We start from the raw sequence: 24,950 nt of genomic DNA on the forward strand, positions 1-24,950 counted from the left end.
CGGCGGTCTGCCAAGCGGTGTTTCGGCTTGTCTTTCAGGATGTAGTGTATCCCCTTATGGGCCGGAATATACAAAATCTAAGTCAATTCATATAAGATTTCTTATTGCCAAGAGTTTAGGTTCGCAAATATGCAGGTAGACGCGCTGTTTGAGTTCTGGGCAGATCTATCGAGATCTATGTAGAGATGGCTGAGGTTTGCGTCCGGGGGTGCCTGGGGGCCGTCTTGCGGAAAGCTCATCCCGGTTTGAGCGTGGATTCCGGGTCGCAGTTTCCGTCTGAAGGCTCAACTGGAAACCGTATCCCGTTTTGAGAGCTGATACCGGCTCGCATTTTCCGCTAGCGGGCCTAACCGGAAACTGCAACCCGTTTTTCGACAAAATAATGGGATGCGGTTTCCGCAAGCACGCTCAATCGCCCTATATTTCAAGTCACCTTTAGCTAACATTTGCGCAGCTCAACGGCCCCACCTGCGCATTTTTTAGTAAACCTTGGCATACTCGGCGAACGGTATGAAGATGCCGGTCAGAGGGTATTGCAAACGGTCGCTCCCGTGGTATGTTTTTGCCCGAATCAAACCGACGCGCATCGCCTGTAGCGTCGGTCAACAGAGAGGAAACTACCATGGCTCATCCCGTAATTGATGCCGACGAGTGCATCGCTTGTGGCGTTTGCGTCGACTCCTGCCCCGCTGGCGTTCTGGAGCTCCAGGACGTCGCTACCGTCGCTGACGAGGACTCCTGCGTCGCCTGTGGCGCTTGCCAGGACGCTTGCCCCGCTGGCGCGATCACCGAGATCGTCGAGGAGTAACAACTCCCCCACTTGCGCACTCACAAGTACACCGTGCACAAAAAGGAGGCCTCCGCATCGCCGCGGAGGCCTCCTTTTGCATATGTGGGCAGTTGCGGTGGAATAGTTCCTGGCTCATTGCTTAGGTGCCGATTGTAGGAACTATTTCACCGCAACTTATAAAGACGGTGTCGGGCTAGGACAAATCATCCTCGTAGGGCATTAAATCGGCAAGGTAGCCCTTCTCCTTGAGCATCGCCTCGATCTCGTCGAGGGTCTGTTCGTCCTCCGCCGCAATGCGATGGAAGTGATAGCCGCTCGTCACCGTTAGTAGTGGAAAGCTCTTGCCGCTCTCGATATCGTGCAGGTAGCGCTCAACATCGCGACGATTGCGGATGTCCAGGTCGGCCGTGATCTTACCGTACACGCGGTGATTGACGATCACGTTGAGCACGGCGCCGCCGACGTCGACGATACTCGTGAGCTCATCGCCTGCCTGCTCCACGCTATGGCGAACCTTGACCAAGCGCGTGGGCACGGCGGGGCTGCTGGGGGCCTCCTGCAGCACATAACCACGGTTGGTTGCCACGACATCGTGCCCATCGGCACGCAACAGGGCAATATCCTGAACCACGACCTGACGGCTCACGCCAACCTCGCGGGCAAGTGCGCTGCCCGAAACGGGCTCCCTGGCTTCCTCGAGCACGCCCATGATGGCACGGCGGCGCTCGCGGGCGTTCATTATTTACCGTCCAGCAGACGCAGATGCTTAAGCGAGAGGTCGAGAATCGGCGCAGAGTGCGTCAACGCCCCCGAGCTGATAAAGTCAACGCCCAGATCGGCCAGGGCGCGGATATTGTTGGCGTCCACGTTGCCCGAGCACTCGGTCTTGGCGCGACCGGCGATAAGCTCAATCGCGGCAGCCATGTCATCGTGGGTCATGTTGTCGAGCATGATGATGTCGGCACCGGCCTCCACGGCCTCGCGCACCATGCTCAGGTTCTCGCACTCGATCTCGACCGTCGTGGTAAACGATGCGTGGGCGCGTGCCATCTCGATCGCACGCGTCACACCACCGGCGGCGTCGATATGGTTGTCCTTGAGCATGACAGCCGTCGACAGGTTGTAGCGGTGGTTGCTGCCGCCACCGATCTCGACCGCGGCCTTCTCGAAGACGCGCATGCCCGGTGTGGTCTTGCGTGTGTCGACAAGCACGGTCTTGGTACCCTCGAGCGCCGCTGCCATGTTGTGCGTGTAGGTGGCGATACCGCTCATACGCTGCAGATAGTTGAGCGCCACGCGCTCGCCCGAAAGCAGCACTCGCGCGTCGCCGCGCACCTGGCCCACGTGGTCGCCGGCGTGCACCTCATCGCCATCGACGACATCAAACAGCACCGAGCTCTGCGGATCCAGCAGCTCAAAGGTGCGAGCGAACACGTCCAAGCCCGCGATGATGCCATCGGCCTTGGCGATAAGCTCCACCGTGGCGGGGCGCGCCGTGGGGCACACGCTCGCCGTGCTCACGTCCTCAAACGTAATGTCCTCGCGCAGGGCCTGCAGGATCAGATCATCGACGACGAGTTTCATAGTAATGGGATTCATGGTCTACTCCTCCACGGCCTGCGTGCCGGCGGCACGGGCCAGATCATCGATTGCCAGGGTATCGGCGCTCAGGGCGCGATGACGGCCATCGAGCGCGGGCTCGCCGGCCTCCTCCACGGCCAGCGACTCGCCAGTGCGCATACGCCAAGCAGCGCGACGACCCCAGACTAGGGACTCGAGCAGGCTGTTGGAAGCTAGGCGATTCTTGCCGTGAACGCCGTTGCAGGCCGTCTCGCCGGCGGCGTAGAGCTCGGGCATCGAGGTGCGGCCGTCCTTGTCAACCCACACGCCGCCCATAAAGTAGTGCTGCGTGGGCGTGACGGGGATGGGCTCATCCAGGATGTCGCGACCGTCCTCCAAGCAGCGCGCGCGGATGTTGGCGAAGTGCCCGGTCACCACGTCGCGCTCGACGGGGGCAAAGCTCAGCCACTCGTGCTCGGTGCCGTCCTGCTTCATCTGCTCGCGAATAGCGGCGGCGACCACGTCGCGCGGCTGCAGCTCGTCGGTAAAGCGCTCGCCGGCAGCGTTGAGCAGAATCGCGCCCTCGCCGCGGCAGCTCTCGCTGATCAGGAAGGTGCGGCCCGGCTGCGGCGAGAACAGTCCCGTAGGGTGAATCTGCACGTAGTCCAGATGCTCCATTGTAATGCCGTGCTCCTGCGCGATGTAGCAGGCGTCGCCGGTGAGCTGCGGGTAGTTGGTCGAATGGTCGTATACGCCGCCGATGCCGCCCGTCGCCCACAGCGTATGGCGGGCATGGATCTTAAACAGCTCGCCGGCATGCACGCCCTCGGCGACATTTGCCAGCTCGTCGGCGGGACGAAGCGAGTTGTCCTCGTCCACGGGAACGGCGACGACGCCGGTGCACACCGTGGCGCCGTCACGCTCGCCCGTTAGAATGTCGGTCATGGCCACGTGCTCCAAAATCTGCACGTTATCCAGCTTGCGAACGGCCTGGAGCAGCTTGGTCGTGATCTCCTTGCCCGTAATGTCGGCATGGAAGGCAATTCGCGGACGGCTGTGCGCGCCCTCGCGGGTAAAGTCGAGGCTACCGTCGGCCTTGCGCTCAAAGTCCACGCCCATGGCCAGCAGGTCGTTGATGACCGAGCGGCTCGAGCGGATCATGATGTCGACGCTCTCGCGGCGGTTCTCGTAGTGGCCGGCGTGCATGGTGTCCTCAAAGAAGGCATCGTAGTCCGAGCCCTCGGGCAGCACGCAGATGCCGCCCTGCGCGAGCATCGAATCGCACTCGTCGACCGCGCCCTTGGAAAGCATGATCACGCGCGTGCTCGTCGGCAGATTGAGGGCCGCGTACAGGCCCGCCACGCCGCAGCCGGCAATGACGACATCGCACTCCATATCGGGGTATTGCTTGGTTTCCACAGGAATCCTCTCCCTTGTAATGTGGCATAAGGGACTGCCCCTCATGTCACATTGTTCTAGCGCGCTGCGTACTCGAGCATACGGTCGAGCGTGAGCTTGGCCTGGTCTGCCGCCTCGTCCGAGACGCCGATCTGCACCTCGCCCTCGCCCGTCTCCAGGCAGCGCACGAGCTTTTCGAGCGTGATGAGGTCCATGTTGACGCAGGTGGGCTGCACCGCGGGGAAGTAGAACTTCTTGCCGGTGCCCTGGCAGCGGCGCTCGAGCTCGTAGAGCACGCCGCGAACCGTCACGATAATGAACTCGCTCGCGTCGGACTCCTCGGCATACTTGATGATGCCGGCGGTGGAGCCGATGTAGTCGGCCTCGGCCAGGACGTCGGCCTTGCACTCGGGGTGCGCCAGCACGAGCGCGTCGGGGTGGGCCTCCGTCGCGTCGACGATCTGCTCGACGGTGATGATGTGATGGCGCGGGCAGTAGCCGTTGTTGAGGATGACGTGCTTTTGCGGCACCTGCTCGGCTACGAAGCGGCCCAAGTTTTGGTCGGGAATGAACAGGATATGCTGCTGCGGCAGCTCGGACACGATCTTAACGGCGTTGGAGCTGGTGACGCACACGTCGCTCCAGCTCTTGATCTCGACCGTGGAGTTGACGTAGCAGACCACGGCAAGGTCGTCACCGTACTCGGCGCGCGCTGCATCGACTGTCTCGCGCTTGACCATGTGCGCCATGGGGCAGTCCGCGCCCGGCTCGGGCAGCAGCACGGTCTTAGTGGGATTGAGCAGTTTGGCGCTCTCGCCCATAAACTCCACGCCGCACAGCACGATAGTCTGCTGCGGCAGGCTCTTGGCGAGCTTTGCCAGGTAGAAGCTGTCGCCGACGTAATCAGCCACGGCCTGCACCTCGGGCGCCACGTAATAGTGCGCCAGGATCACCGCGTCACGTTGGGTTTTTAGCTGCTGAATGGCCTCGACGAGCTCTGCGGGCACCAGTGCCGCGCGCTCCGTTGCCGTCGTTGCCGATGCCAGGCCGGCCGCGATATCGCGTGCAAGCTCCGACGCATCCATGTTCGCGCTCTGTGCCATCAAGGCCCCTCTCTTTTGGCGAATCTTGGGGCTTTAGTATGACACCTAGGTTTACAGCTGACAAGACAGCTGTAAACCTAGGTGTAAAGTTGAAATAAAAATTCAATCATGCGGCAAGTCCATTTTCGAACTGGCAAGCTGAGGATAGCCGGGCTTTCGATAGCGCAGGAGGCATCTTTCGCCACCGCAACACCGCTTGGCGCGAGCTGCACGCCGTGGGGCGCAAACGGTCCGCACCCCCGCAAGCGGCGCGTGCCCGATGTGGCAAAATCGAACTACTTAAGGGGGCCGAATGCTCAAGATTATTGCCTGCGACGATGATGTCGCTTTTCTAGATAGACTGCACCGGATGATCGACCGTTGGTCGACCGAGACGGGCACGGCGGTCGATGTTGCGCTCGTCACGCGCGGCGAGGACCTGCTGGCCCGCCATGCCGCATCGCGCGCCGACATCATCTTGCTCGATATGATCATGCCGCTCGTCAACGGCATGGACACCGCACGCGAACTGCGCCAGGCCGACACCGCCGTGCGCCTGGTGTTCCTCACCTCGTCGCCCGAGTTCGCGCTGGAATCCTACGAGGTCCGCGCCTTCGACTATCTGCTCAAGCCCGTGACTTACGAACGCCTGGCGCGATTACTCGACGAGCTTTCGAGCATGCGCCCGGCGGCAACCGACGAGCTCGTGATCAAAACTTCCTTTGGCTACCACGCCTTGCGCCTGTCCGACATCGAATATGCCGAGGCGCGCAACAAGCACGTGGTCTTCCACCTGCGCGACGGACGCGATATCGAGGCACTCGAGTCGTTCCGCAGCGTCGAGGACCGCTTGGAGCAAAACGCGGTCTTCTTTAAATGCCACCGCAGCTACCAGGTCAACCTGCGCAATATCGATCACTTTGACCGCACGGACATCGTCATGCGCTCGGGCGCGTGCATCCCGCTTTCGCGCAGCTGCAAGCAGGGATTCCAAGACGCCTACTTTGCGGCGCGCTTTGAGGGTGGGAGACACTGATGGTCTCCTCGGTCGAAATGATCCTTTGGGCAATCCACCACGCCACGACGCTGCTCTTTGGCGTCTTTGCCTCGGCGGCGCTGTGCGGTATCGAGATCAACCGGCGTCATGCGCTTGAACTGGTGCTGGTCGGTGCCGTAACTGGATGCGCATTTGGCCTCGCCAATGCCGTCGGCGGCGAGCTTTTCGCCCGCCAGGTATATCCGCTCGTCGTACATCTGCCGCTCGTCATCTATTTGTGCGCGCGCTACCGCCTGAGCCCGCTGCTTGCCGTGCTCGGCATTACCAGCGCCTATCTGAGCTGTCAGTTCAGCAACTGGATGGGCATCGCCGCCTTTGCCGCAACCGATTCGCAGATCGCGTACTATCTGGCGCGTATCGCGACCACACTCGCCGTCTTTGCCGTCCTGTTGCATTGGGCCGGCGACATCGGTCCGCGCTTGGCGATTAAAAGCACCACCGAGCTGGGCATCCTTTTAATCCTGCCGCTCGTCTATTACGTCTTTGACTATGCCACCAACGTCTACACCACGCTGTTCCACTCGGGCTCGGTGGTAACGGTTGAGTTTTTGGCATTTGCGTTCTGTGCCTTCTATCTTATGTTTCTTGCCGTTTACCTGCGCGAATACGAAGAAAAGGAAACCGCCGAGCGAGAGCGCTGGATGCTCGAAACCCGCGACAGCGCCGCCATCAAAGAGCTCGAGGCCTGGCGTCAATCTGGGCGCGAGCTGTCGATTCTTCGCCACGATATGCGCCACTTCCTACGCGGTCTGGCCGCTTTGATTGAGGAGGGCCACACCGACGAGGCGCTCAAACGCATCGACGAACTCTGCGAAGCCGGCGACCGCACCGCCGTACGCCGCTTCTGCGCCAACGAGACCGTAAACATTGCGCTTTCGTCATTTAACTCGGAAATTAATAGAAACGGCATTACCGCCAACCTGCGCGCCGCCGTACCCGAAACCATCCATGTAGGTGACGCCGACCTGTTTAGCGTGCTCTCAAATGCCTTGGAAAACGCTATCACCGCCGCAAGCGCCGCGCCCCAAGGAAAGCGATTCGTCGACTTTGACCTGCGATTGGAGGACGGTCAGCTGCTGCTGTTAGTTTCCAACACGTTTGACCGCGCGCCGCGCATGGTCGACGGCATTCCTATAACCCAGCATGCGGGCCACGGCTTTGGCACCAAGAGCATCAAACTTGCCGTGGAGCGCATGAACGGCAACTGCCAGTTCCGCATTAACGGCGATCGGTTTGAGCTGCGCGCTGTGGTGTAGAAGTGCGGCGCCGATCTTGCGGCGTGGTTTGCCCGCCAGGCAATCGCTCGCCGACGCCAATCCGCTACAGCGGAGCGGCCGGCGGGGTCAGCTGCTTGATGTAGGCCCACATGCGCTGCTTGGCCGCCTTGTCGGTCAGCGCCGCCTCAAAGCCATCGAGCGCGAGCACGCGGCGGCCCTGCACATGGGCGACCAGGCCGGGCTTGAGCATGGCGGTGTCGAAGTCATCAATCGCCACGAGCATATCGGCGTAGGTTTCGCGCATGACATCGGCCGCGCTGTTATCGAGCAGCAGCACCGCCTCGGGATCCAGAGCCTCAAGCGCCTCGCGGAACAGGTCGCACGGCAGGGCATGGCCCACCGTCACAGCTCCGTCGCCCGCGCCGGCAACACTCGCCAGCACACAAAACTCTTCGGGCGCGTAACCGATTGCCCCGAGCGCCTTGCGCAATGCGGCGCCATCCGCGCCGGCGGCAAGTTCGCCGCCCGAGCGCTCGGCATCATCCAAATCACCTTTGACCAGCACGATCCGCGAGCACGCGTTGCCCGCGATGCGCACGCCACGGCCCACAAGCGATGCGAGCTCCTGCTCGGCGGCCTGAGCGATAGCTTCTTTTTTCTGGCTTTGTGACGTGGACATGTGCTCTCCAATCGTTTGCGTGCCCACCATTATATAAAAGAGCCGCCCGTGAGTGGTTGCTTTGCGGGCTGTTGGGTATAAGCACGGTCGTACTGAGTTTTACGCGGCCGAGCCGCGTCGCATTATGGAGGTCACCATGGCTGACATTAAGCAGATTACCCCCGAGAACTTCGATTCCGTCGTTAGCGACAACCTTCCCGTACTGGTTGATTTTTGGGCGCCCTGGTGCGGGCCCTGCCGATCGCTCTCGCCCATCGTGGACGAGGTAGCCGACGAGCTGGCCGGCAAGCTTGCCGTTGCCAAGTGCAACGTCGATGACAATCAGGACCTGGCCATGAAGTTTGGCGTCATGAGCATCCCCACGCTGATTGTCTTTAAGAACGGTGAGGAGGTCGACCGCTCGGTCGGCGCGCTGCCCAAGGCAAGGCTGCAGGTATTGCTGGAGAAGCACCTGTAATACGCTGGTTACATTTTGGCGTCCTGCCGCCGTCCATGAACGCTTTTGCACCGCTCGCCGGACTTCTGGATGCACCGCGTGCGACCACGGATAGTATGGTAAATACAAACAGCCCCCAGTGAACGGGTGCGGGTCACACAGACTCGCACCCGTTTTCTTATGCGGCAGCGCCCCGCGCGGGCGTAGTAGAATCTGAACCACTGGATTGCCCCGAGCATAAGGAGATTTCCCATGCATGACGTCGGAATGAACATGAGCCAGCTTGCCATGAGCGTCAAGCAGGTCGACGACACCATCGAGCTCGCCCACGAGTGGAGCCATCAGCTGCTGCATGCGACCGAGAATTTTGACATGGAGCGCATTGGCGCCAAGCTCGAAGCTGCCACGGCCGCACTGCACGAGGCGCATGACGCGCTCGAGGGCTACGAGGAAGCCATCGAGGCTGACCACAACTCCGTCGGCTCCGTAAAGCTGGTGTAGGGTGTCCGAACACGAACACGAGCACGGCTGCGGGCACGACCACCGCAACGACACAGGCGACGAGGCGAGCTGCCGTTGCGGCGGCGGCTCCGAGCTGGTCCGTTTTTCGGTCACCGCGCCCGATGACCTACTGCGCCGCTTTGACGAGCAGATCGCACGCCGCGGCGACGTGGCCAACCGCTCCGAGGCAGTGCGCGATTTGATTCGCGCCTCGATCGCCAAAGAGCAGATGCGCACGCCCGATGAGCACGTTATCGGGTCGCTCACCATGATCTACGACCATCACACCGGCGATCTGACGCGTCGCCTGGACGAGGTGCAGCACGACTACACCGACGAGATCGTATCGACCATGCACGTGCATCTTGATCACCACAACTGTCTGGAGATCTTGGCGCTCAAGGGTCGCGGCGAGCGCGTCTACGAACTAGCCGACCGCCTGCTGGGCCTGCGCGGCGTTAAGCACGGCGAGCTCACCTGCGCCGCCACCAGGCAAAGTCTGGGGCTATAGCGGGATTTCCCGCAGCGCACCTGCCAAAAAGGGACAGGTTTGTTTTGGCAGGTTTAGAAGTTTTACCTACCAAAATAAACCTGTCCCTTTTTGGTCGGTTTTGATGAGGGGTGTCGCATGCGGCATGTGCATATTCATGTGACGGGCATTGTGCAGGGCGTTGGCATGCGACCGTTTGTGTATCGCGAGGCCACGGCGCATGACATTTGCGGCTGGGTGCTCAATGCGGGCGACGGCGTGCACATCGAGGCGCATGCTCCGGCCGGTGCGCTCGATGCTTTTGTTGCCGCGCTTTCTGAGCATGCGCCTGCGGCAGCCCGCGTAGAGCATGTCGAGACTATGGACCTGGCAGCCAACGGTTGGGGTGCCGCCAGTGAACAGGGTTTTCGCATCGTAGCATCGCAGGACCAGACCGCGCACACGACGCTCGTCTCGCCCGATATCGCCACCTGTGACGATTGCCTGCGCGAGTTGTTCGATCCCGCCGACCGACGCTATCACTACCCCTTTATCAACTGCACTAACTGCGGCCCACGCTTTACCATCATCCGATCGCTGCCTTATGACCGAGCGGCCACATCGATGGACCGTTTCCCCATGTGTCCCAAGTGCGCCGCGGAGTATGCCGACCCACTCGACCGGCGTTTTCACGCGCAGCCCGATGCCTGCTTTGATTGCGGGCCGCATATTACGTGGCGCGAGGCTGTGAACGGCGATGCGTGCGGGAATTCGTCCGCGACACCGACCGTCGGCACCACACGCGAGGCCAGCGACGCTATCATCGAGCGCTGCGTTGAGCTACTGGCCAGCGGTGGCATCGTCGCCATCAAGGGCTTGGGCGGATTCCATCTAGCCTGTGACGCTGCCAACGAGCAGGCGGTGGCCGAGCTGCGCCGTCGCAAGCGTCGCAGCAATAAGCCGCTTGCCGTCATGGTGCGCAGTCTTGCCGATGCCGGGCGCCTGTGCCATATCGACGATGCTGAACGCGATCTGCTCGCCGGCAGCATCCGCCCCATTGTGCTGCTGCGCCGGCGGGCTGTTTGCGGGAACGACGGCGATTCTTCCGACGCCCTCGTACTCGCACCGTCCGTCGCGCGCGACCTGCCCGAGCTTGGCGTTATGCTCCCCTACACCCCGCTTCAGCATCTTCTGCTTGCAGCTGCCGCGTCACACGGTATGCACGCGCTCGTCATGACCAGCGGCAACCTGAGCGAAGAGCCCATCGAGACCGATGACGATCTTGCCTGGGAGCGCCTCGTTGCCGCCGGCATTGCCGACGCGCTGCTCGGCAACGATCGAGCGATTCTCTCGCGCTATGACGATTCCGTGGTGCGCGTGGTCGACGGCGCCGTTATGCCCGTTCGCCGCGCTCGTGGATATGCACCCCAGCCGCTGCCGTTGCCGGCGCTCGACGGCGCTCCGTCCTGCGTACTCGCCTGCGGGCCGCAACAAAAGGCCACGATTACGCTCACGCGTGAAGGGACGAACGGCGAGGCGACCTGTTTTGTGTCGCAGCATATCGGCGATGTTGAAAACGGCGGGACCTTCGATGCCTGGAACGCCGCGCGCACGCGCTTGGAAGATCTCTTTGACTTGGCGCCCGCCGCCTTGGCCTGCGATTTACACCCCAGCTATCTATCGGGCCAGTGGGCGCGCGAGCAGGCGCGAAAATGCAATCTGCCGCTCGTCGAGGTGCAGCACCATCATGCGCATATCGCGAGCGTAATGGCCGAGGCCATCGCCGCGAGCCAGCTTACAACCGACGCGCGCGTCCTTGGCATCGCCTTTGACGGCACCGGCGCCGGCACCAATGGGACCATTTGGGGCGGCGAGTTTCTTGTTGCCAGCCTTGGCGGCTTTGAGCGCGCCGCGCATTTGCGCACCTGGGCGCTCCCCGGTGGGGCGGCCTCCGTGCGCGACGCCCGCCGCAACGCCTTCGCCCTGCTCAGTGAGCTCGGCCTGCTCGAGCACCCAGGTGCCGCTCGGCTTTTGGACAGCCTCGACGAGCAAACACGCAGCGTGACAGCCACCATGATCGAGCGCGGCATCAACAGCCCGCGTACCAGCAGCATGGGGCGTCTCTTTGATGCCGCGACAGCGATTCTGGGTATCTGCGGCAAGGCAACCTACGAGGGCGAACCCGCCATAGAACTCGAAGCCGCCGCCTGGCGCGCGCTCGACGGCGAAATCGCCCATGTTCCCGACGATAAAGACGGCCGTTCCGCATCTGACCCATTGCGGCTGGACAGTTTGTTCAGATTTGTATTAAATACAGACCCTCTAACCAACGGTTTTGGCTCAGATTACCCCGAAGAGGGCTCTCCAGGCGCCTCATTTGCGTCTAATTTGCCCGTCGGATACCACAAATCAACCCATTCGGGGACCTCGCAGACAATCTATGCCACCCATTGCTGCTCTAAAAAGTACAAATCTGAACTAACTGTCCAAGCAACCTCGAGCAGGCCTCTCGTCCTGGACCCCAGCTCACTTTTTAAGGCGCTTTTGGAGGGAATCAGGGCCGGCGTGCCCGCCGACAAGCTCGCACTCGGCTTCCATGTCGCCGTTACGCGCTCTTCGGCACGAATCGCACGCGAAATCTGCACGCGCGAAGGCATCGATACCGTCGCGCTCTCGGGCGGCGTGTTCATGAACCGACTTCTGCTTCAGCTTCTCACCCGCGAGCTCAAAAGCACAGGCTTTACTGTCCTTGTCCCCCACACCGTACCCGTCAATGACGGCTGCATCGCCTACGGTCAGGCAGCAGTCGCACGCACTCGCCTCGCACAGGTCGCGCCACAATAGGCTGTTCGGCCAGCCCGCAAGCCGCCGTCTCACAGGCGTAACGCGTTTGCCCGCGAACCCCGCGAGCGCTACCATCAACTGATGGATTATTGAGCGCCCGTCCAGCGCAAAGCGTATAAAAGGGGAACAATATGTGCCTTGCCGTTCCCGGTAAAGTAGTCAAACGCGACGACGACCTCAAGGCCACCGTCGACATGATGGGCATCGAGCGCCCTGTGTCGCTACGACTCGTGCCGACGGCGCAGGTTGGCGACTATATTCTCGTACACGCCGGCTTTGGCATCCAGATTGTCGACGAGCAGGAAGCACAGGAAACGCTCGAGCTTGTTAATGCCATGTCCGAGCTGGTCGAAGAAGACCAGCTGACCACCAACCCGGCGGAGGCTTACTAGTGGCGCCCGAGCAGCCGGCGCGCTCCGGTATCGATTTCTCGGCATTCCGCGATCCCAAGCTGGCTCGCGAGCTCATCGAACGCATTCATGAGCTTGTCGGCGACCGCACCATCAACCTTATGGAAGTCTGCGGCACGCATACCGTGAGCATCGGGCGCTATGGTTTTCGCTCCATTATGCCGGCCGGGCTCAAGCTGCTGAGCGGCCCGGGCTGCCCCGTCTGCGTCACCGCCAACCGCGACATCGACCACGCAATCGCGCTCGCCAACATAGACGGCGCCATCATCACCACCTTTGGCGACATGATGCGCGTGCCCGGATCATCCACCTCGCTCGCTGCGCAAAAAGCGGCAGGGCGTGACATTCGCATCGTCTACTCCCCGCTCGACGCGCTCGACATTGCCGAGCAAAACCCTGATCGCCCGGTCATTTTTATGGGCGTGGGCTTTGAGACTACGACGCCCACCATCGCCGCCGCCATCTTGGAGGCCGAGGCGCGCGGGCTTTTGAACTTCTCGGTCTATTGCGCCCACAAGACCACGCCGCCGGCGTTGCGCGCCATCGCCAACGACCCCGAGACCGCCATCGACGGCTTTATCCTGCCGGGCCACGTCGCCACCATCACGGGCTTGGCCCCCTTTGGCTTTTTGGTCGACGAGTTTAAGACTCCAGGCGTGGTAACGGGATTTGAGCCGGTCGACATCTTGCAGGGTATCTGCATGCTGGTCCAGATGGTTGTTGAGGGGCAACCCGCGATCGACAACGCCTACCGTCGCGGCGTCAATGCCGACGGCAATCCTGTGGCGCGCCAGCTGGTCGAGCAGGTATTTGAGCCGTGCGATACCACGTGGCGCGGGCTGGGATCGATTGCGGCTTCGGGACTCGCCATTCGTCCCGAGTTTTCGCACTTTGATGCCAGCATGCGCTTTGACGTGTCCATCGAGCCGACGGTCGAGCCACGCGGGTGCCGCTGCGGCGACGTGCTGCGCGGGGCCATTACGCCGAGCGACTGCCCCCTGTTCGGCCACGCTTGTACGCCCGAGCATCCCGTCGGCCCCTGCATGGTGAGCTCCGAGGGCAGCTGCGCAGCATATTTCCGCTACCGAGGCTAATAGGTTCCGCCGTTCTAACGAACGGCGGACCAGTCGACGCTGCGCCTCACCCATATAATTCCACCCACGATTGGAGTTTTCGATATGTCCCATAGCGTTACCGATAGCACCGTCCTGCTGGGCCACGGCTCCGGCGGACAGATGATGAAGCGCATCATCGATGAGGTCTTTTTGGATGCCTTTGGGTCGCCCGAGCTGCTCGAAGGCAACGACGCCGGCGTCGCCGCGCTGCCCGCGAGCGGGCGCATCGCCATGTCGACCGACAGCTTTGTAGTCTCGCCGCAGTTCTTCCCCGGTGGCAACATCGGCCGCCTCGCCGTGTGCGGAACCGTCAACGACGTCGCGACCTCGGGCGCCAACGTGCGCTACCTATCGTGCGGCTTTATCCTCGAAGAGGGCTATCCCATGGATAAGCTCCACCAGATTGTGCAGACGATGGCCGAAACGGCGCACGAAGCGGGCGTGTCCATAATCACGGGCGACACTAAGGTGGTCGAGCGCGGCGGGGCCGACGGCGTCTATATCAATACCGCCGGCGTGGGCGAGGTACCCGCGGGCGTGGCGCTCAGCGGCGCAAACTGCCGGCCCGGCGACGTCATCCTGGTGTCGGGCACACTGGGTGACCACGGCATCGCCATCATGAGTCAGCGCGAGGGTCTGGCGTTTTCGAGCACCATCGAAAGCGACGCCGCGCCGCTCAACCACCTGATTGCCGATGTGCTTTCCGCAGCACCCGACACACGTTGCTTCCGCGACCCCACGCGCGGTGGCCTGGCGTCCACACTCAACGAGTTTGCACAGGCCAGCGGCGTTGCCATGGAGGTCGACGAGGATGCCGTGCCCGTGCGTCCCGACGTGCAGGCCGCCTGCGAGATGCTCGGCTACGATGTGCTGCAGGTGGCAAACGAGGGCAAGATGGTTGCCGTCGTGCCGGCCGAACAAGCCGATGCGGCGCTGGCCGCCATGCGCGCCGCCCGCTACGGCGAGAACGCCGCGATTATCGGCCGCGTGCTGCCACTTGGATCGGACGCTCGACCCGCCGTGCGCGTACGTACCGGCTGGGGCTCGACCCGCATCCTCGACATGCTCGTAGGAGAGCAGCTGCCGAGAATTTGCTAACGACAAAGGCTCAGGGCTATTAAAGATATTCAGATTCCAAACATGCCCGGCACGCATGCCCAGTATCATGGGGTGCGTTTTACAACTCAAGCGGCAGGAGCACCCATGGCAGCAGCTTTTTCCCATGTGATCTTTGACCTGGACGGCACCATTCTCAACACGCTCGAGGACCTGGCGGCCGCCGGCAACCATACCTGCGAGGCGCATGGCTGGCCCACGTTTGCCGTTGACGAGTACCGCTACAAGGTGGGAAACGGCATGCTCAAGCTGGTTGAGCGCTTTATGCCCGCCGAGTACGCAGGCGACGGCCGCATGTTTGAGCAGACACTTGCCGAGTTTAGGGCTTACTACGGCGAGCACAAGGAAGACCACACCGCTCCCTATGCCGGCACGATCGAGATGCTCGACCGCTTGCGCGCCGCGGGCGTTCAGCTTGCCGTGCTCACTAACAAGGACCACGTCTCGGCGGCTCCGCTTATCGAAAAGTATTTTGGTTCCGAGCGCTTTGCGCTGGTGCAGGGCCGTGTCGATGCGTTTCCGCCCAAGCCCGAAGCACCCGTCACGCTGCATGTGATGGAAGAGCTAGGCGCCGACCCGGCGACCACGCTCTACGTAGGCGATTCCAATGTCGATATCCTGACCGGCCACAACGCCGGCCTTAAGAGTGCGGGCGTCAGCTGGGGTTTCCGCGGCCGCGCAGAGCTGGAAGCCACCGGTGCCGACTACGTGGTGGACACCCAGGCAGAGCTCGCGGCGCTGGTGCTGGGCGAGTAACGAGCGACACTGCTTAACGCAGCTGCGGCAATTCTTCCGCGCGGAAAGCGCATCCCGTTTTGGAGCTCCGGAATGGGATGCGCTTTCCGTTTGAGGCGCATCAGGGAAACCGCATCCCGTTTCAGAGTAATATTCCGGGTCGCACTTTCCGTAACCCACCCCATCCGGAAAATGCGACCCACTATTCGGCCAAAAACCGGGTCACGGTTTCCCAAGCAATCGATGCAACGCTGGCACAAGGAGTGTCCCCAACTGCCGCCTGGTCATTTAAGAACGTCCCCAATGACTACAAGTGCCGCACCATGGCAACGACGCAGGTAGAGGATGGACAGCGAGCGACGTCCAGGACGAACAAGTTGGCATGAAAAAGGCGAGGCATAGACCTTCTGGTCATGCCTCGCCTTTTGAATGACAAATTGTCGTCCTGGGCGGCGCGCAGCGTCAACTGGTTACGCGGTTCGTAGAACCGCGTAACCCCCTAGCTCAGCATTGCATCCATCATCTCGGAGTTGACGGAGTCGTCGGCAGACCACTCGCCGTCGTCGTTGCAGGTGTACTTGAAGATAACCGTGGTCTTCCTGGGCTCGGTGGCCTTGGTCACATCGACCATAACCTGACCGGCCATCTTGTACAGCTCGTCATCGGAAGGAACCGTGTCAAGCGCAGCGACCTTCTCCTGATACTGGGTGGAGAAGTCCTCGACGATCTTGTTCATAGACTTGCAGGTGATAGAGACCTCGGCGGTCGCGACACCCTTGTCCTCGTCGACCGTCACGTCGCCGATCTTGTAGTCAAAGCCCTCGAGATAGGTCTTGGCGTACTCCTTGGGATCGATACCCAGCTGCTCGAACTCGTCGCCCGAAGCCTCCTCCAGACCAGAGAGGAAGTCGTCGCCACCGTTCTTGACCTCGTCAAACTGCGTCGTAAGATCCTCGGTGATGAGTTCCTCAACCGAAGGGCCTCCGCAACCGGAAAGCACGACCACACATGCAACCAAGACGGCCATGAGGGGCGCAAGCAGCAGCTTCTTTTTCATGTTGTTCCTCCCAATGAGCGGCACCGCGCTTCCCGGACGCGGCACACGTTGTAATAAGTAAGCCCATACTATCCACTTATGAACACCCTCGGCAACGCGAAGGCGCGGTCGGTTCGTTTTAGCGTCCGAACGGTTTGCAAGCCCGCCCAACGTGCAATAAAACGCTTCCCCGCGATGCAATAAAAAAGGTGGCCGGAAACCCCGACCACCCTTGCACATCCTTTGGATGCCACAGTTTACTTGCGGACGACCTTGACGATGGCGTCACCGGCGGCGACGGCAGACTCGGCCTCGACGGCGAGCTCGACGTCAGCAAACTCGGCGGTGTTGGACACGGCCACGACGACGCAGTCCTTGTAACCGGCGGCAGCGATCTTGGCGCGGTCGATCTTGAGTATGGGCTGGCCGGCCTTCACGACGTCGTCAGCCTTGACGAAGCCCTCGAAGCCGTCACCGTTCATGTTGACGGTATCGACACCAACGTGCACCAGAACCTCGATGCCGCTATCGGACTGCAGGCCCACGGCGTGACCCATGGTGACGGTCACCTTACCGTCGCAGGGAGCGTAGACCAGATCATCCTCGGGCCACACGGCACAGCCCTTGCCCAGAACCTCGCCACCAAAGACGGGATCGGGCACGTCGGCCATCTTGATGACCTTGCCCTTGACGGGCGAGCACAGCACGTCGGCGCCGGCAGAAGCAGAGATGGAGGCCGGGGCAGCGGCAGCCGCGGGCTCAGCCTTCTTCTTGAACATGTCAAACAGACCCATACGTTTTCTCCTCTTGATTAAGCGCAACGTTATGCGCATGCCTACGGTAATTATAGTGCCAAATGGTTCAAATGCTAAGGTGGGGACTCGAATCGCGAGCCCATCCCGGTAGCGCTCGTGGAATGGAGCGTCTCCTTTGCATCGCGGATCGATAAGCCGAGTATCGCCCGCGCACGGGACGGGCAGAAGCGGGCGCGCCAAACCCGGCACTTCTTTTCGCTCTCGAGTCCTGTCGCCGCCCCGTCCCTGACACTTCCTGATACCGACCGAAACGTGCCAAAATAAAACCGTCCCTTTTTGGTAGGTTTGGCGAGTGTGGATTTTCGGACGCTTAACTAACGAGCGTGGATAATCTCCCACTTTGACTTTGAGGCCGTCACCGAGCCAAAAACGGGAGATTATCCACGTTCATTTTGGATGACCCCCCCCCTGTACCAAGCCGAGCTCCATGGTCAAGTAATAACGACTTCTCATCATTAGATTGTTTATATCAATTCTAATAACTATTTAATCATTAAACTCGTTATTAGAATTGATATGATTAGCCTAATAACGAGTTTCCGGCACTAAAGATATGGAGGGCGCGATGCAAATCGAGGAGAACGGCCAGGGAACGCTCCGCAATAATCTATCGGGGAAATTGGCTTACTATTCGTTTTTTCCAACGCCCTTGCAATCATTGAGGCAGCTAAACCTCACCGAGGAAACCTATCGCACGCTTTCCGCATGCTCACGAAAGCTTGGAGAGCTTGAAGGCATGCTCTACTTTGTTCCCAACGCCGATATGTATCTGACAATGTACGTGCGCAAAGAAGCACTCCTTTCTTCGCAAATTGAGGGAACCCAGTGCACGTTTGACGACCTACTTAGTCCATCGCAAACACAACTCCATCATAAAGATGTCGCAGACGTCGTGAATTACGTCCGTGCTGTCGACCGCGGCGTAGAACTGCTCAAAAAGATGCCCTTGTGCACGAGACTTCTTAGGCAAGTTCATGCGGTCCTGCTGGACGGAGTGCGCGGAACGGAGAAGAATCCAGGCGAGCTGCGCTCCTCACAAAACTGGATTGGCCCCTCAGGCTGCACCATTGCAACCGCATCGTTTGTCCCTCCAAACATTGAAGATTTGAGTAACACGCTCCAGGACCTCGAACGCTTTATCAATGAGCCTCAAGTCGAAATGGATCCGATTGTGCGGGCGGCGCTCGTCCATTACCAATTTGAAACTGCCCATCCATTCCTAGACGGAAACGGTCGCCTGGGCAGGCTTCTCATTACACTTATGCTCATCAATGATGGCGTTCTTCATTCTTGCTTGTTCTATCCATCGTTCCAGTTCAAGAAAAATCGAAGCGAGTACTACCGGCAACTCACATCCGTAAGGGAGAGAGGCACTTACGAGGAATGGATAGAGTTTTTCTGCAACAGTCTTCTCGAAAGTGCGAAGGACTCGGTAGGGTCTTTAAAAAACCTTGTTGACCTCCATAACCGTTCCACAGCAACCATTACCGAAAATCTCGGAAGGACTGCTGCAAACGGGCAAAGGCTGTTGGGCATTCTTGAAGAGCACCCCATCGTCGACACCGCATTCATCGCTGCCCAACTCGATATCGGCAGGAGTACCGCGAGCTCGCTCGTCAAATCATTTGAAGAATTGGGTATCCTCCGTCCGCTCGACGAGTCAAGACAGAGATACCGGCAGTACGGGTATGAAGAGTATCTTTCGATTCTCAGGGAAGACGCCGAGCCGATTAGATAGGCATCGCAACCCAGGCAAATTAAAGCGAGCGTGGATAATCTCCCACTTTGAGCCTGCACACAGGCCAAAAACGGGAGATTATCCACGCTCATTCCTGAGTAGTCATTTATGAACGTCCCCAATGACTACTCTAAGAACGTCCCCAATGCCCACCAATTCGGAGCAAAACAACGCCGCAAGTAGAGGACGGACAGCGAGCGACGTCCAGAGCGAACAAGTTGGCATGAAAAAGGCGAGGCATTGACCTTCTGGTCATGCCTCGCCTTTTGAATGACAAATTGTCGCTCTGGGCGGCGCGCAGCGTCGACCGGTTACGGCGTTTGGTAAAACGCCGTAACTACTCCTGAGCTCCGTACTTCTCGTAGTAGGCGTCGATGGCAGCCTTGAGTTCGTCATCAATGACGACCTTGCCGTCGATCTCGTGGTTGTAGAGGGTCTCGACGACCTCGGCCATGGAGACGATGCTCGCGACGGGGAAACCGTACTTGGCCTCGATCTCCTTCTGCGCGGTGGTCACACCGCCCTTGCCGACCTCCATGCGGTTGAGGGACACGATCAGGCCCTTGATCTCGACATCGGCAGCAGCCTTGACCTTGGGATAGGTCTCGTCGATGGACTTGCCGCTGGTGGTAACGTCCTCGACCATGACCACACGGTCGCCGTCCTTGGGCTCATAACCCAGCAGGTTGCCCTTATCGGCACCGTGGTCCTTGGCCTCCTTGCGGTCGCAGCAGTACTTGACCTCCTTGCCGTACAGCTCGTGGTAGGCAATTGCGGTCACGACGGCCAGCGGAATACCCTTGTAGGCCGGTCCAAACAGCACATCAAAGTCGTCGCCAAAGTTATCGTGGATGGCCTGGGCGTAATACTCGCCCAGCTTCTTGAGCTGATAGCCCGTCACGTAAGCGCCGGCGTTCATAAAGAACGGGGACTGACGGCCGCTCTTGAGCGTAAAGCTGCCGAACTTAAGGACGTCGGACTCGACCATAAACTTGATGAACTCTTGCTTGTAAGCCTCCATGCGGGCTCCTCTCGTAATCGCGTACGTGCCTTCCAGTTTAGCGCAGGCGAAGCGTAGATGCGGGCGCGCTTTGGGGCCACGGCATTCTGTAAAGGCTTTGTCAGGGGGAATGGTTTTCCGAACAATGGGGTTGACATGTCAAACTCCCTCATCAAGAATACGGGCGGATTAAAAAGGGGTACGAGATACCCAAAGCGCGCTGCGCTCAGCCTTTAGGAGGTGTGCCATGGAAGGCAGTCCTAGTCGAAAAACCTGTATGTCACCCTCGGCACGCCGCGAGGACTCCGCACACGCATAAACGCCACCGGCAGATCTCCAAAACCACCGCAAAGGCGCGCTGCACCCTTTGTGGGCTCAAGAGCTTGACGTGAGCGACATCTAGGTTTTTTGAAGCAAATACGACACGTACGCTAACTCCCCTCAACAAGGAGGACCCTATGCTGATGCTCAAAACCGTCACGGTACTCGAAGCCATCTCCAAGCGCCGCCGCACGGCGCGCCCTGCCGCTCATACCGGCCTGTCCAAGAACACCATATTCGCCGCCACCCATAGTGCCGAGGACGCCCTCGTACTGCTTGACGCCACGGCAAACGGCCTCACCGTCGAGCAGGCAACTGAGCGCCTGAACGCCGTCGGCCCCAACACCATCGAGGCAACGACCAAAACGCTCGCCCGCCGCATCGCCGACGCGTTCATCGATCCCTTCGCCGGCATCCTCGCCGCGCTCGCACTGGTCTCGCTCTACATCGACGTGCTCGCCGTGCCCGAACCGCAGCGCGACCCCTCCACGGTCATCGTCATCGGCACCATGCTGCTGGTATCGGGCGGCATGAAGTTTATCCAGGAAGCCCGCAGCGGCAATGCGGCAGAGGCCCTCAAGGACCTGGTCTCCAACACTTGCACCGCCCTGCGCGACGGCGGGCGCATCGAGATCCCCTTCGACGAGCTCGTCCCCGGCGATGTAATCCGCCTCTCTGCCGGCGATATGGTGCCAGCAGACGCCCGCATCATCACCGCGCGCGACCTGTTTGTGATCGAGTCCGCACTCACCGGCGAGAGCGAGGCCGTCGAGAAGACCACGGCCGTCACCGTCGTCGAGGGCGCCGACGGCTCCGCACTGCCACTCTCTGCCTGCAAGAACATCGTCTTTACCGGCACCTCCGTGCAAAACGGCGCCGCCATGGCGCTTGTCGTTGCCACCGGCTCGGACACCTACCTGGGCGGCATCGCCAAGATGCTCAACGGGCGCGGCGAAAAAAGCGCGTTTGACCGCGGCGTCTCGAGCGTCTCCATGCTGCTGGTGCGCCTGATGCTCGTTATGGCGCCGGCCGTCTTTGCCATCAACGCCGCCACCAAGGGCAACGTCATCGACGCGCTGCTGTTCGCCACGAGCGTGGCCGTGGGCATCACGCCGCAGATGCTTCCCGTCATCGTGACCACGAGCCTGTCGCAGGGCGCCAAGGACCTCGCCCGTCGCCAGGTTATCGTCAAGGAGCTGCCGGCGATTCAAAACCTCGGAGCGATGGACGTCCTGTGCTGCGACAAGACCGGCACCCTCACCGAAGACCGCATCGTGCTCGAGCGCTACCTCAACATCGATGGCAACGAGGACGCGCGCGTGCTGCGCCATGCGTTTTTGAATAGCTTCTTCCAGACCGGCCTCAAAAATCTTATCGACCTGGCCGTAATCGACCGTGCCGATGTGACACCCTCGACCGTCGCACCCGATTCCATGCTGGGCCAGAGTCTGCGCGACCGCTATACCAAGGTCGACGAGGTTCCCTTCGATTTCTCGCGCCGTCGCCTGAGCGTAGTTGTCGCCGACGCCCAAGGCAAAACCCAGATGGTTACCAAGGGCGCTGCCGAGGAAATGCTCGAGATCTGCTCCTTTGTCGAGATCGATGGCATCGCTCAGCCGCTCACCGACGAGAAGCTCGCCCAGATTCGCAAGCAGATCGCCGGACTTAACGCCGAGGGCCTACGCGTAATTGCCGTGGCGCAGAAGACCGATCCGCGCTGCGTGGGCGAGTTTGGCATCGCCGACGAGTGCGACATGGTGCTGATGGGCTTTTTGGCCTTCCTCGATCCGCCCAAAGCAAGTGCCGCGGGCGCCGTCGCCACCCTCGAGGCCAAGGGCGTGGCGGTCAAGGTCCTAACCGGCGACAACGACCGCGTCGCCGCCACCGTCTGCAAGCAGATTGGTATCGATGCGAGCAACGTCTTGCTCGGCTCCGAGATCGATACGCTCGATGACGCCGAACTTGCCGAGCGCGCCGAGAAAACCCACCTCTTCGCCAAGCTCTCGCCGCTGCAGAAGGCGCGCCTGGTACGTGTCATGCGCGAGATGCTCGGCCACACCGTGGGCTTTATGGGCGACGGCATCAACGACGCCGCCGCCATGCGTGCGAGCGATTGCGGCATCTCGGTCGATTCGGCCGTCGATATTGCCAAGGAATCCGCCGATATCATCTTGCTTCAGAAGGACCTGGGCGTGCTCGAGCGCGGCATCATCGAAGGCCGCCGCACTTACGGCAACCTGCTCAAGTACCTCAAGACCACGGTGAGCTCCAACTTTGGCAATGTGCTGTCCGTGACCGTCGCGAGCCTGTTCTTGCCGTTTTTGCCCATGAGCGCCCTGCAGCTGGTACTGCTGTCGCTGGTCTACGAGATCGTGTGCATCGCACTGCCGTGGGACACCGTCGATGACGCCTGGACTGCCCGCCCGCGTGCCTGGGACGCCGCGTCCATCAAGGGCTTTATGCTCGAGCTGGGCCCCGTAAGCTCGCTGTTTGACATCGTGACATTCGCCGCGCTCTTCTTTGTCGTGTGCCCCGCCGCCGTGGACGCAAGCTGGCCCGAGCTTGCCGCCGCGGGCGACGTCGCGGGTATGGCGACCTTTGCTGCGCTCTTCCAGAGCGGCTGGTTTGTCGAGTCCATGTGGTCGCAGACACTCGTGGTCCACATGTTGCGCTCCCCGCATCTGCCGAGCCCGCGCGACCACGCCGCGCCCGCATTGTGCGTTCTTACCGTGCTGGGCCTGGCGCTCGTCACCTGGCTGCCGGCAAGCCCCATCGCCGATGCGCTCGGCCTCATGCCGCTGCCCACGAGCTTTTTTGGGCTGCTCATTGGCATCGTTACCGCCTATATCGCGCTCACCCAGCTGGCAAAGCGCCGCTACATTGCCCGCCACGGCGAGCTGCTGTAGCAAGTAGACGGAAAACACCCTGCCAGCTGCCGTTGCCACTACCACAGCTGCCAACGCCGCTGCCGTTGCCTCTGCCGCCGCCGCAGTCTATCCCCTCAGCAGTTGCGGTGAAATAGTTCCTGTTTAAAGCCCCGTGACTTTAATTTAGGGACTATTCCACCGCAACTTATTGGGGGATTAGCTAGTCTTGAGGCGTCCAGGACCAGTAGAAGTTGATAAGGGCCACGCGCGAGGCGGTGCCGGTCTTTTTGTTGATTGAGGAAATGTGACGGTAGAGCGTGGAGCGCGAGAGGAAGAGCGTCGTGGCGATGTCCTGAACGCTCTGGTCCGAAACGACCAAGGCCTCAAGAATATCGCGCTCGCGCTCTGTAAGCCCAAAGGTGGCGACGAAGGCATCGAGGCGTTCATCGGACGTGAGCTCCGCTGCCTCCACGGGCTCGGGGTCGGAGCATGTGGGCGCAAGATCCCCACCAAGATCGTCGGTGGCAAGCGGCAGGCCATCCTGCATCACGGCATCATCGGCTCGTTGCCCCAACTGCCCCAGCAGCGTAATCACAATGCCCACAAACATCACGAGCGCTGCACCGACCGCAGCCAGCACATTTTGACTCGAGATAATCGCCACTGCCGGCGCCATCACGAACATCGAGCACACGTTGTTGACGACGCGACCCATGCACGGCCAAAAATATGACCAGCGCGCATAGAGCGAGACGGCGGCATATTATGTGGTAAAGAACACCACGAAAAAGCCCGAGCCCAGATAAAAGATGATCGTGGCAGCAAGCTCGTTGCCGCCATTGCCATCGACGACGAGCACAAAGAACGAAAGCGTGGACAGTATGGCGGCACACGTCATGCCGATATTCATATACGAGCGGCCGTGCAGGTCAAATAGTGCGCCAGCGACCAACGAGCTCACGACAAGCAGCAGGCGCGGCCAATCGCCCAAATCGACGGCTCCGACAGCATGCAGGGTCGTGAAGCCCGCGTTGAGAGCGGCGAATACGCTGGAAAGATACGCCGTCGCCACGGTCAGGCGAACTACGGCGCGACGGAATGCCGCCTTTGCCTCGGGATCGTCATACCACTTGGCGCCATATTCCAAAGCATCTACCGAAAGCCCGGCAGCACTGGGTTCAAAGTTGGGATCGGTCTCGTCGCGCAGCTTGGCGCGTCGGGCACCGTGGAGCAACGCCACCTGCGCGATCGCACAGACGACCAGAACAGCCTGCTGAGGAATGCCGACAGGCATCACCATGTGGTTGAGAACCTGCACCAGAACGCCCATGGCGTAAGAAAGTGCGGCGGCGCGCGCCAAGCAGGGCGTTCGCGCAAAGCGCCTCGCAAAATTTGCATGAGCAGTCGATCCGCAGTAGCCCAGCGCGCAGCACGCCACCAAACCGCCGGCAATTACCACCTCAACCTGAACCGCCATAATCAACAGCAGCAATGCCGCCACCAGCAAAACGCCCGTGACGTCACTCGTTGCGTCGATAGCATGGGGACGGCGATAGTACAGAATGGGACGCACAAAAAAGCCAATCACGCTCGCGCCGATGACAAGGCTCTCATAAATAACGACCTCGTTCGGAGACACGAACTCGGCCATGCGCACATCAAAAAGATACTCGCACGCCAAAAACGTGAAGAAGAACAGCGCCAGGCATATAATCTCCCGAATGCCCCGACGCAAATATGCGGTTGTGTCTCCCATGCCCCTCA

At 60.6% G+C, this 24,950-nt stretch carries 23 protein-coding genes; 13 read left to right on the forward strand and 10 right to left on the reverse strand.

The features are described 5' to 3' along the window. Positions 1-556 precede the first annotated feature (556 nt). The gene (locus I2F59_RS01470) at positions 557-808 is read left to right on the forward strand and encodes an indolepyruvate ferredoxin oxidoreductase subunit alpha (RefSeq protein ID WP_158564522.1); all 252 of its coding nucleotides are present in this window, start codon (positions 557-559) and stop codon (positions 806-808) included. Positions 809-983: 175 nt separating this feature from the next. Here I2F59_RS01470 and I2F59_RS01475 read toward each other — a convergent pair whose 3' ends face one another. From I2F59_RS01475 to nadA, 4 genes are read right to left on the reverse strand one after another with little or no spacing between them, the layout of a single operon-like run. Beyond that, positions 984-1,529 carry a transcription repressor NadR gene (locus I2F59_RS01475; RefSeq protein ID WP_195503005.1) on the reverse strand — a complete coding sequence of 182 codons (546 nt, stop codon included), beginning with the start codon at positions 1,527-1,529 and terminating at the stop codon, positions 984-986. After that, a complete protein-coding gene (gene nadC / locus I2F59_RS01480) occupies positions 1,529-2,389 on the reverse strand; it encodes a carboxylating nicotinate-nucleotide diphosphorylase (protein WP_195503007.1) in 861 nt (286 codons plus the stop codon). The genes I2F59_RS01475 and nadC overlap by 1 nt, the downstream gene beginning before the upstream one ends. A gap of 3 nt (positions 2,390-2,392) precedes the next feature. Further along, positions 2,393-3,769 (reverse strand): L-aspartate oxidase, encoded by a 1,377-nt coding sequence (locus I2F59_RS01485; RefSeq protein WP_271755728.1) that lies wholly within the window; start codon positions 3,767-3,769, stop codon positions 2,393-2,395. A gap of 56 nt (positions 3,770-3,825) precedes the next feature. After that, a complete protein-coding gene (gene nadA / locus I2F59_RS01490; protein WP_117583639.1) occupies positions 3,826-4,851 on the reverse strand; it encodes a quinolinate synthase NadA in 1,026 nt (341 codons plus the stop codon). Positions 4,852-5,143: 292 nt separating this feature from the next. Here nadA and I2F59_RS01495 point away from each other — a divergent pair, with 292 nt between their 5' ends. After that, positions 5,144-5,866, forward strand: a complete 723-nt coding sequence (locus I2F59_RS01495) for a LytR/AlgR family response regulator transcription factor (protein WP_195503008.1) — start codon at positions 5,144-5,146, stop codon at positions 5,864-5,866. Further along, a complete protein-coding gene (locus tag I2F59_RS01500) occupies positions 5,866-7,143 on the forward strand; it encodes a sensor histidine kinase (RefSeq protein WP_195503009.1) in 1,278 nt (425 codons plus the stop codon). Before I2F59_RS01495 ends, I2F59_RS01500 begins: the two co-directional genes overlap by 1 nt. A 64-nt stretch (positions 7,144-7,207) precedes the next feature. On the opposite strand, the gene I2F59_RS01505 is transcribed toward I2F59_RS01500, so the two are convergent. Next, positions 7,208-7,783: a hypothetical protein gene (locus I2F59_RS01505; protein ID WP_195503010.1), complete on the reverse strand. Its 576-nt coding sequence runs from the start codon at positions 7,781-7,783 to the stop codon at positions 7,208-7,210. A 136-nt stretch (positions 7,784-7,919) separates the two neighbouring features. Between I2F59_RS01505 and trxA the strand changes: the two genes are divergently transcribed. The 8 genes from trxA (at position 7,920) to I2F59_RS01545 (ending at position 15,430) form a co-directional block, all read left to right on the forward strand. After that, the gene (trxA, locus tag I2F59_RS01510; RefSeq protein WP_195503011.1) at positions 7,920-8,240 is read left to right on the forward strand and encodes a thioredoxin; all 321 of its coding nucleotides are present in this window, start codon (positions 7,920-7,922) and stop codon (positions 8,238-8,240) included. A 231-nt stretch (positions 8,241-8,471) separates the two neighbouring features. After that, the gene (locus I2F59_RS01515) at positions 8,472-8,720 is read left to right on the forward strand and encodes a hypothetical protein (RefSeq protein WP_195503012.1); all 249 of its coding nucleotides are present in this window, start codon (positions 8,472-8,474) and stop codon (positions 8,718-8,720) included. A 1-nt stretch (position 8,721) separates the two neighbouring features. Continuing rightward, positions 8,722-9,231 carry a nickel-responsive transcriptional regulator NikR gene (gene nikR, locus I2F59_RS01520; protein ID WP_195503013.1) on the forward strand — a complete coding sequence of 170 codons (510 nt, stop codon included), beginning with the start codon at positions 8,722-8,724 and terminating at the stop codon, positions 9,229-9,231. A gap of 117 nt (positions 9,232-9,348) precedes the next feature. After that, complete coding sequence (hypF, locus tag I2F59_RS01525; protein ID WP_195503014.1) at positions 9,349-12,033, forward strand: carbamoyltransferase HypF; 2,685 nt, start codon at positions 9,349-9,351, stop codon at positions 12,031-12,033. 131 nt (positions 12,034-12,164) lie between these two features. Further along, a complete protein-coding gene (locus tag I2F59_RS01530; protein ID WP_055310039.1) occupies positions 12,165-12,425 on the forward strand; it encodes a HypC/HybG/HupF family hydrogenase formation chaperone in 261 nt (86 codons plus the stop codon). Continuing rightward, positions 12,425-13,537: a hydrogenase formation protein HypD gene (gene hypD / locus I2F59_RS01535; RefSeq protein WP_271755731.1), complete on the forward strand. Its 1,113-nt coding sequence runs from the start codon at positions 12,425-12,427 to the stop codon at positions 13,535-13,537. Before I2F59_RS01530 ends, hypD begins: the two co-directional genes overlap by 1 nt. Positions 13,538-13,621: 84 nt before the next feature. After that, positions 13,622-14,656, forward strand: a complete 1,035-nt coding sequence (gene hypE / locus I2F59_RS01540; protein ID WP_195503015.1) for a hydrogenase expression/formation protein HypE — start codon at positions 13,622-13,624, stop codon at positions 14,654-14,656. 105 nt (positions 14,657-14,761) lie between these two features. Beyond that, positions 14,762-15,430 (forward strand): HAD family hydrolase, encoded by a 669-nt coding sequence (locus I2F59_RS01545; RefSeq protein WP_195503016.1) that lies wholly within the window; start codon positions 14,762-14,764, stop codon positions 15,428-15,430. Positions 15,431-15,908: 478 nt separating this feature from the next. On the opposite strand, the gene I2F59_RS01550 is transcribed toward I2F59_RS01545, so the two are convergent. After that, on the reverse strand, positions 15,909-16,466 hold the full coding sequence (locus tag I2F59_RS01550) for a hypothetical protein (RefSeq protein ID WP_035136614.1): 558 nt from the start codon (positions 16,464-16,466) through the stop codon (positions 15,909-15,911). 236 nt (positions 16,467-16,702) lie between these two features. Beyond that, on the reverse strand, positions 16,703-17,239 hold the full coding sequence (locus I2F59_RS01555; RefSeq protein ID WP_022093778.1) for a PTS sugar transporter subunit IIA: 537 nt from the start codon (positions 17,237-17,239) through the stop codon (positions 16,703-16,705). A gap of 586 nt (positions 17,240-17,825) precedes the next feature. On the opposite strand from I2F59_RS01555, the gene I2F59_RS01560 reads away from it, so the two are divergent. Continuing rightward, a complete protein-coding gene (locus tag I2F59_RS01560; protein ID WP_035136612.1) occupies positions 17,826-18,998 on the forward strand; it encodes a Fic family protein in 1,173 nt (390 codons plus the stop codon). Positions 18,999-19,335: 337 nt separating this feature from the next. Here the strand turns inward: I2F59_RS01560 and pyrE are convergent, their stop codons facing one another. Next, a complete protein-coding gene (gene pyrE, locus I2F59_RS01565; RefSeq protein ID WP_195503017.1) occupies positions 19,336-20,019 on the reverse strand; it encodes an orotate phosphoribosyltransferase in 684 nt (227 codons plus the stop codon). 437 nt (positions 20,020-20,456) lie between these two features. Here pyrE and mgtA point away from each other — a divergent pair, with 437 nt between their 5' ends. After that, complete coding sequence (mgtA, locus tag I2F59_RS01570) at positions 20,457-23,225, forward strand: magnesium-translocating P-type ATPase (RefSeq protein ID WP_195503018.1); 2,769 nt, start codon at positions 20,457-20,459, stop codon at positions 23,223-23,225. Positions 23,226-23,406: 181 nt separating this feature from the next. Here the strand turns inward: mgtA and I2F59_RS01575 are convergent, their stop codons facing one another. Beyond that, positions 23,407-23,901, reverse strand: coding sequence for a helix-turn-helix transcriptional regulator (locus I2F59_RS01575; RefSeq protein WP_195503019.1), 495 nt, complete (start codon positions 23,899-23,901; stop codon positions 23,407-23,409). Between the two features lie 48 nt (positions 23,902-23,949). Beyond that, entirely contained in the window at positions 23,950-24,942 is a 993-nt protein-coding gene (locus I2F59_RS01580; RefSeq protein WP_195503020.1) for a hypothetical protein, read from the reverse strand. Between the last annotated feature and the right edge of the window lie 8 nt (positions 24,943-24,950).

The sequence above is a fragment of the Collinsella aerofaciens genome, assembly GCF_015556945.1.
In the GTDB taxonomy this organism is placed as follows: Bacteria; Actinomycetota; Coriobacteriia; order Coriobacteriales; family Coriobacteriaceae; genus Collinsella; species Collinsella aerofaciens_AO.

Bases quoted from the DNA above. Each gene is read 5' to 3' on its own strand.
- I2F59_RS01495 (WP_195503008.1), top strand. From the start codon at position 5,144: ATGCTCAAGATTATTGCCTGCGACGATGATGTCGCTTTTCTAGATAGA.
- I2F59_RS01470 (WP_158564522.1), top strand. From the start codon at position 557: ATGTTTTTGCCCGAATCAAACCGACGCGCATCGCCTGTAGCGTCGGTC.
- I2F59_RS01515 (WP_195503012.1), top strand. From the start codon at position 8,472: ATGCATGACGTCGGAATGAACATGAGCCAGCTTGCCATGAGCGTCAAG.
- nadA (WP_117583639.1), bottom strand. From the start codon at position 4,851: ATGGCACAGAGCGCGAACATGGATGCGTCGGAGCTTGCACGCGATATC.
- I2F59_RS01560 (WP_035136612.1), top strand. From the start codon at position 17,826: ATGCAAATCGAGGAGAACGGCCAGGGAACGCTCCGCAATAATCTATCG.
- I2F59_RS01475 (WP_195503005.1), bottom strand. From the start codon at position 1,529: ATGAACGCCCGCGAGCGCCGCCGTGCCATCATGGGCGTGCTCGAGGAA.
- pyrE (WP_195503017.1), bottom strand. From the start codon at position 20,019: ATGGAGGCTTACAAGCAAGAGTTCATCAAGTTTATGGTCGAGTCCGAC.
- hypE (WP_195503015.1), top strand. From the start codon at position 13,622: ATGTCCCATAGCGTTACCGATAGCACCGTCCTGCTGGGCCACGGCTCC.
- nadC (WP_195503007.1), bottom strand. From the start codon at position 2,389: ATGAATCCCATTACTATGAAACTCGTCGTCGATGATCTGATCCTGCAG.
- I2F59_RS01500 (WP_195503009.1), top strand. From the start codon at position 5,866: ATGGTCTCCTCGGTCGAAATGATCCTTTGGGCAATCCACCACGCCACG.
- I2F59_RS01530 (WP_055310039.1), top strand. From the start codon at position 12,165: ATGTGCCTTGCCGTTCCCGGTAAAGTAGTCAAACGCGACGACGACCTC.
- trxA (WP_195503011.1), top strand. From the start codon at position 7,920: ATGGCTGACATTAAGCAGATTACCCCCGAGAACTTCGATTCCGTCGTT.
- I2F59_RS01505 (WP_195503010.1), bottom strand. From the start codon at position 7,783: ATGTCCACGTCACAAAGCCAGAAAAAAGAAGCTATCGCTCAGGCCGCC.
- I2F59_RS01550 (WP_035136614.1), bottom strand. From the start codon at position 16,466: ATGAAAAAGAAGCTGCTGCTTGCGCCCCTCATGGCCGTCTTGGTTGCA.
- hypF (WP_195503014.1), top strand. From the start codon at position 9,349: ATGCGGCATGTGCATATTCATGTGACGGGCATTGTGCAGGGCGTTGGC.
- I2F59_RS01580 (WP_195503020.1), bottom strand. From the start codon at position 24,942: ATGGGAGACACAACCGCATATTTGCGTCGGGGCATTCGGGAGATTATA.
- I2F59_RS01545 (WP_195503016.1), top strand. From the start codon at position 14,762: ATGGCAGCAGCTTTTTCCCATGTGATCTTTGACCTGGACGGCACCATT.
- mgtA (WP_195503018.1), top strand. From the start codon at position 20,457: ATGCTGATGCTCAAAACCGTCACGGTACTCGAAGCCATCTCCAAGCGC.
- I2F59_RS01575 (WP_195503019.1), bottom strand. From the start codon at position 23,901: ATGGGTCGCGTCGTCAACAACGTGTGCTCGATGTTCGTGATGGCGCCG.
- I2F59_RS01555 (WP_022093778.1), bottom strand. From the start codon at position 17,239: ATGGGTCTGTTTGACATGTTCAAGAAGAAGGCTGAGCCCGCGGCTGCC.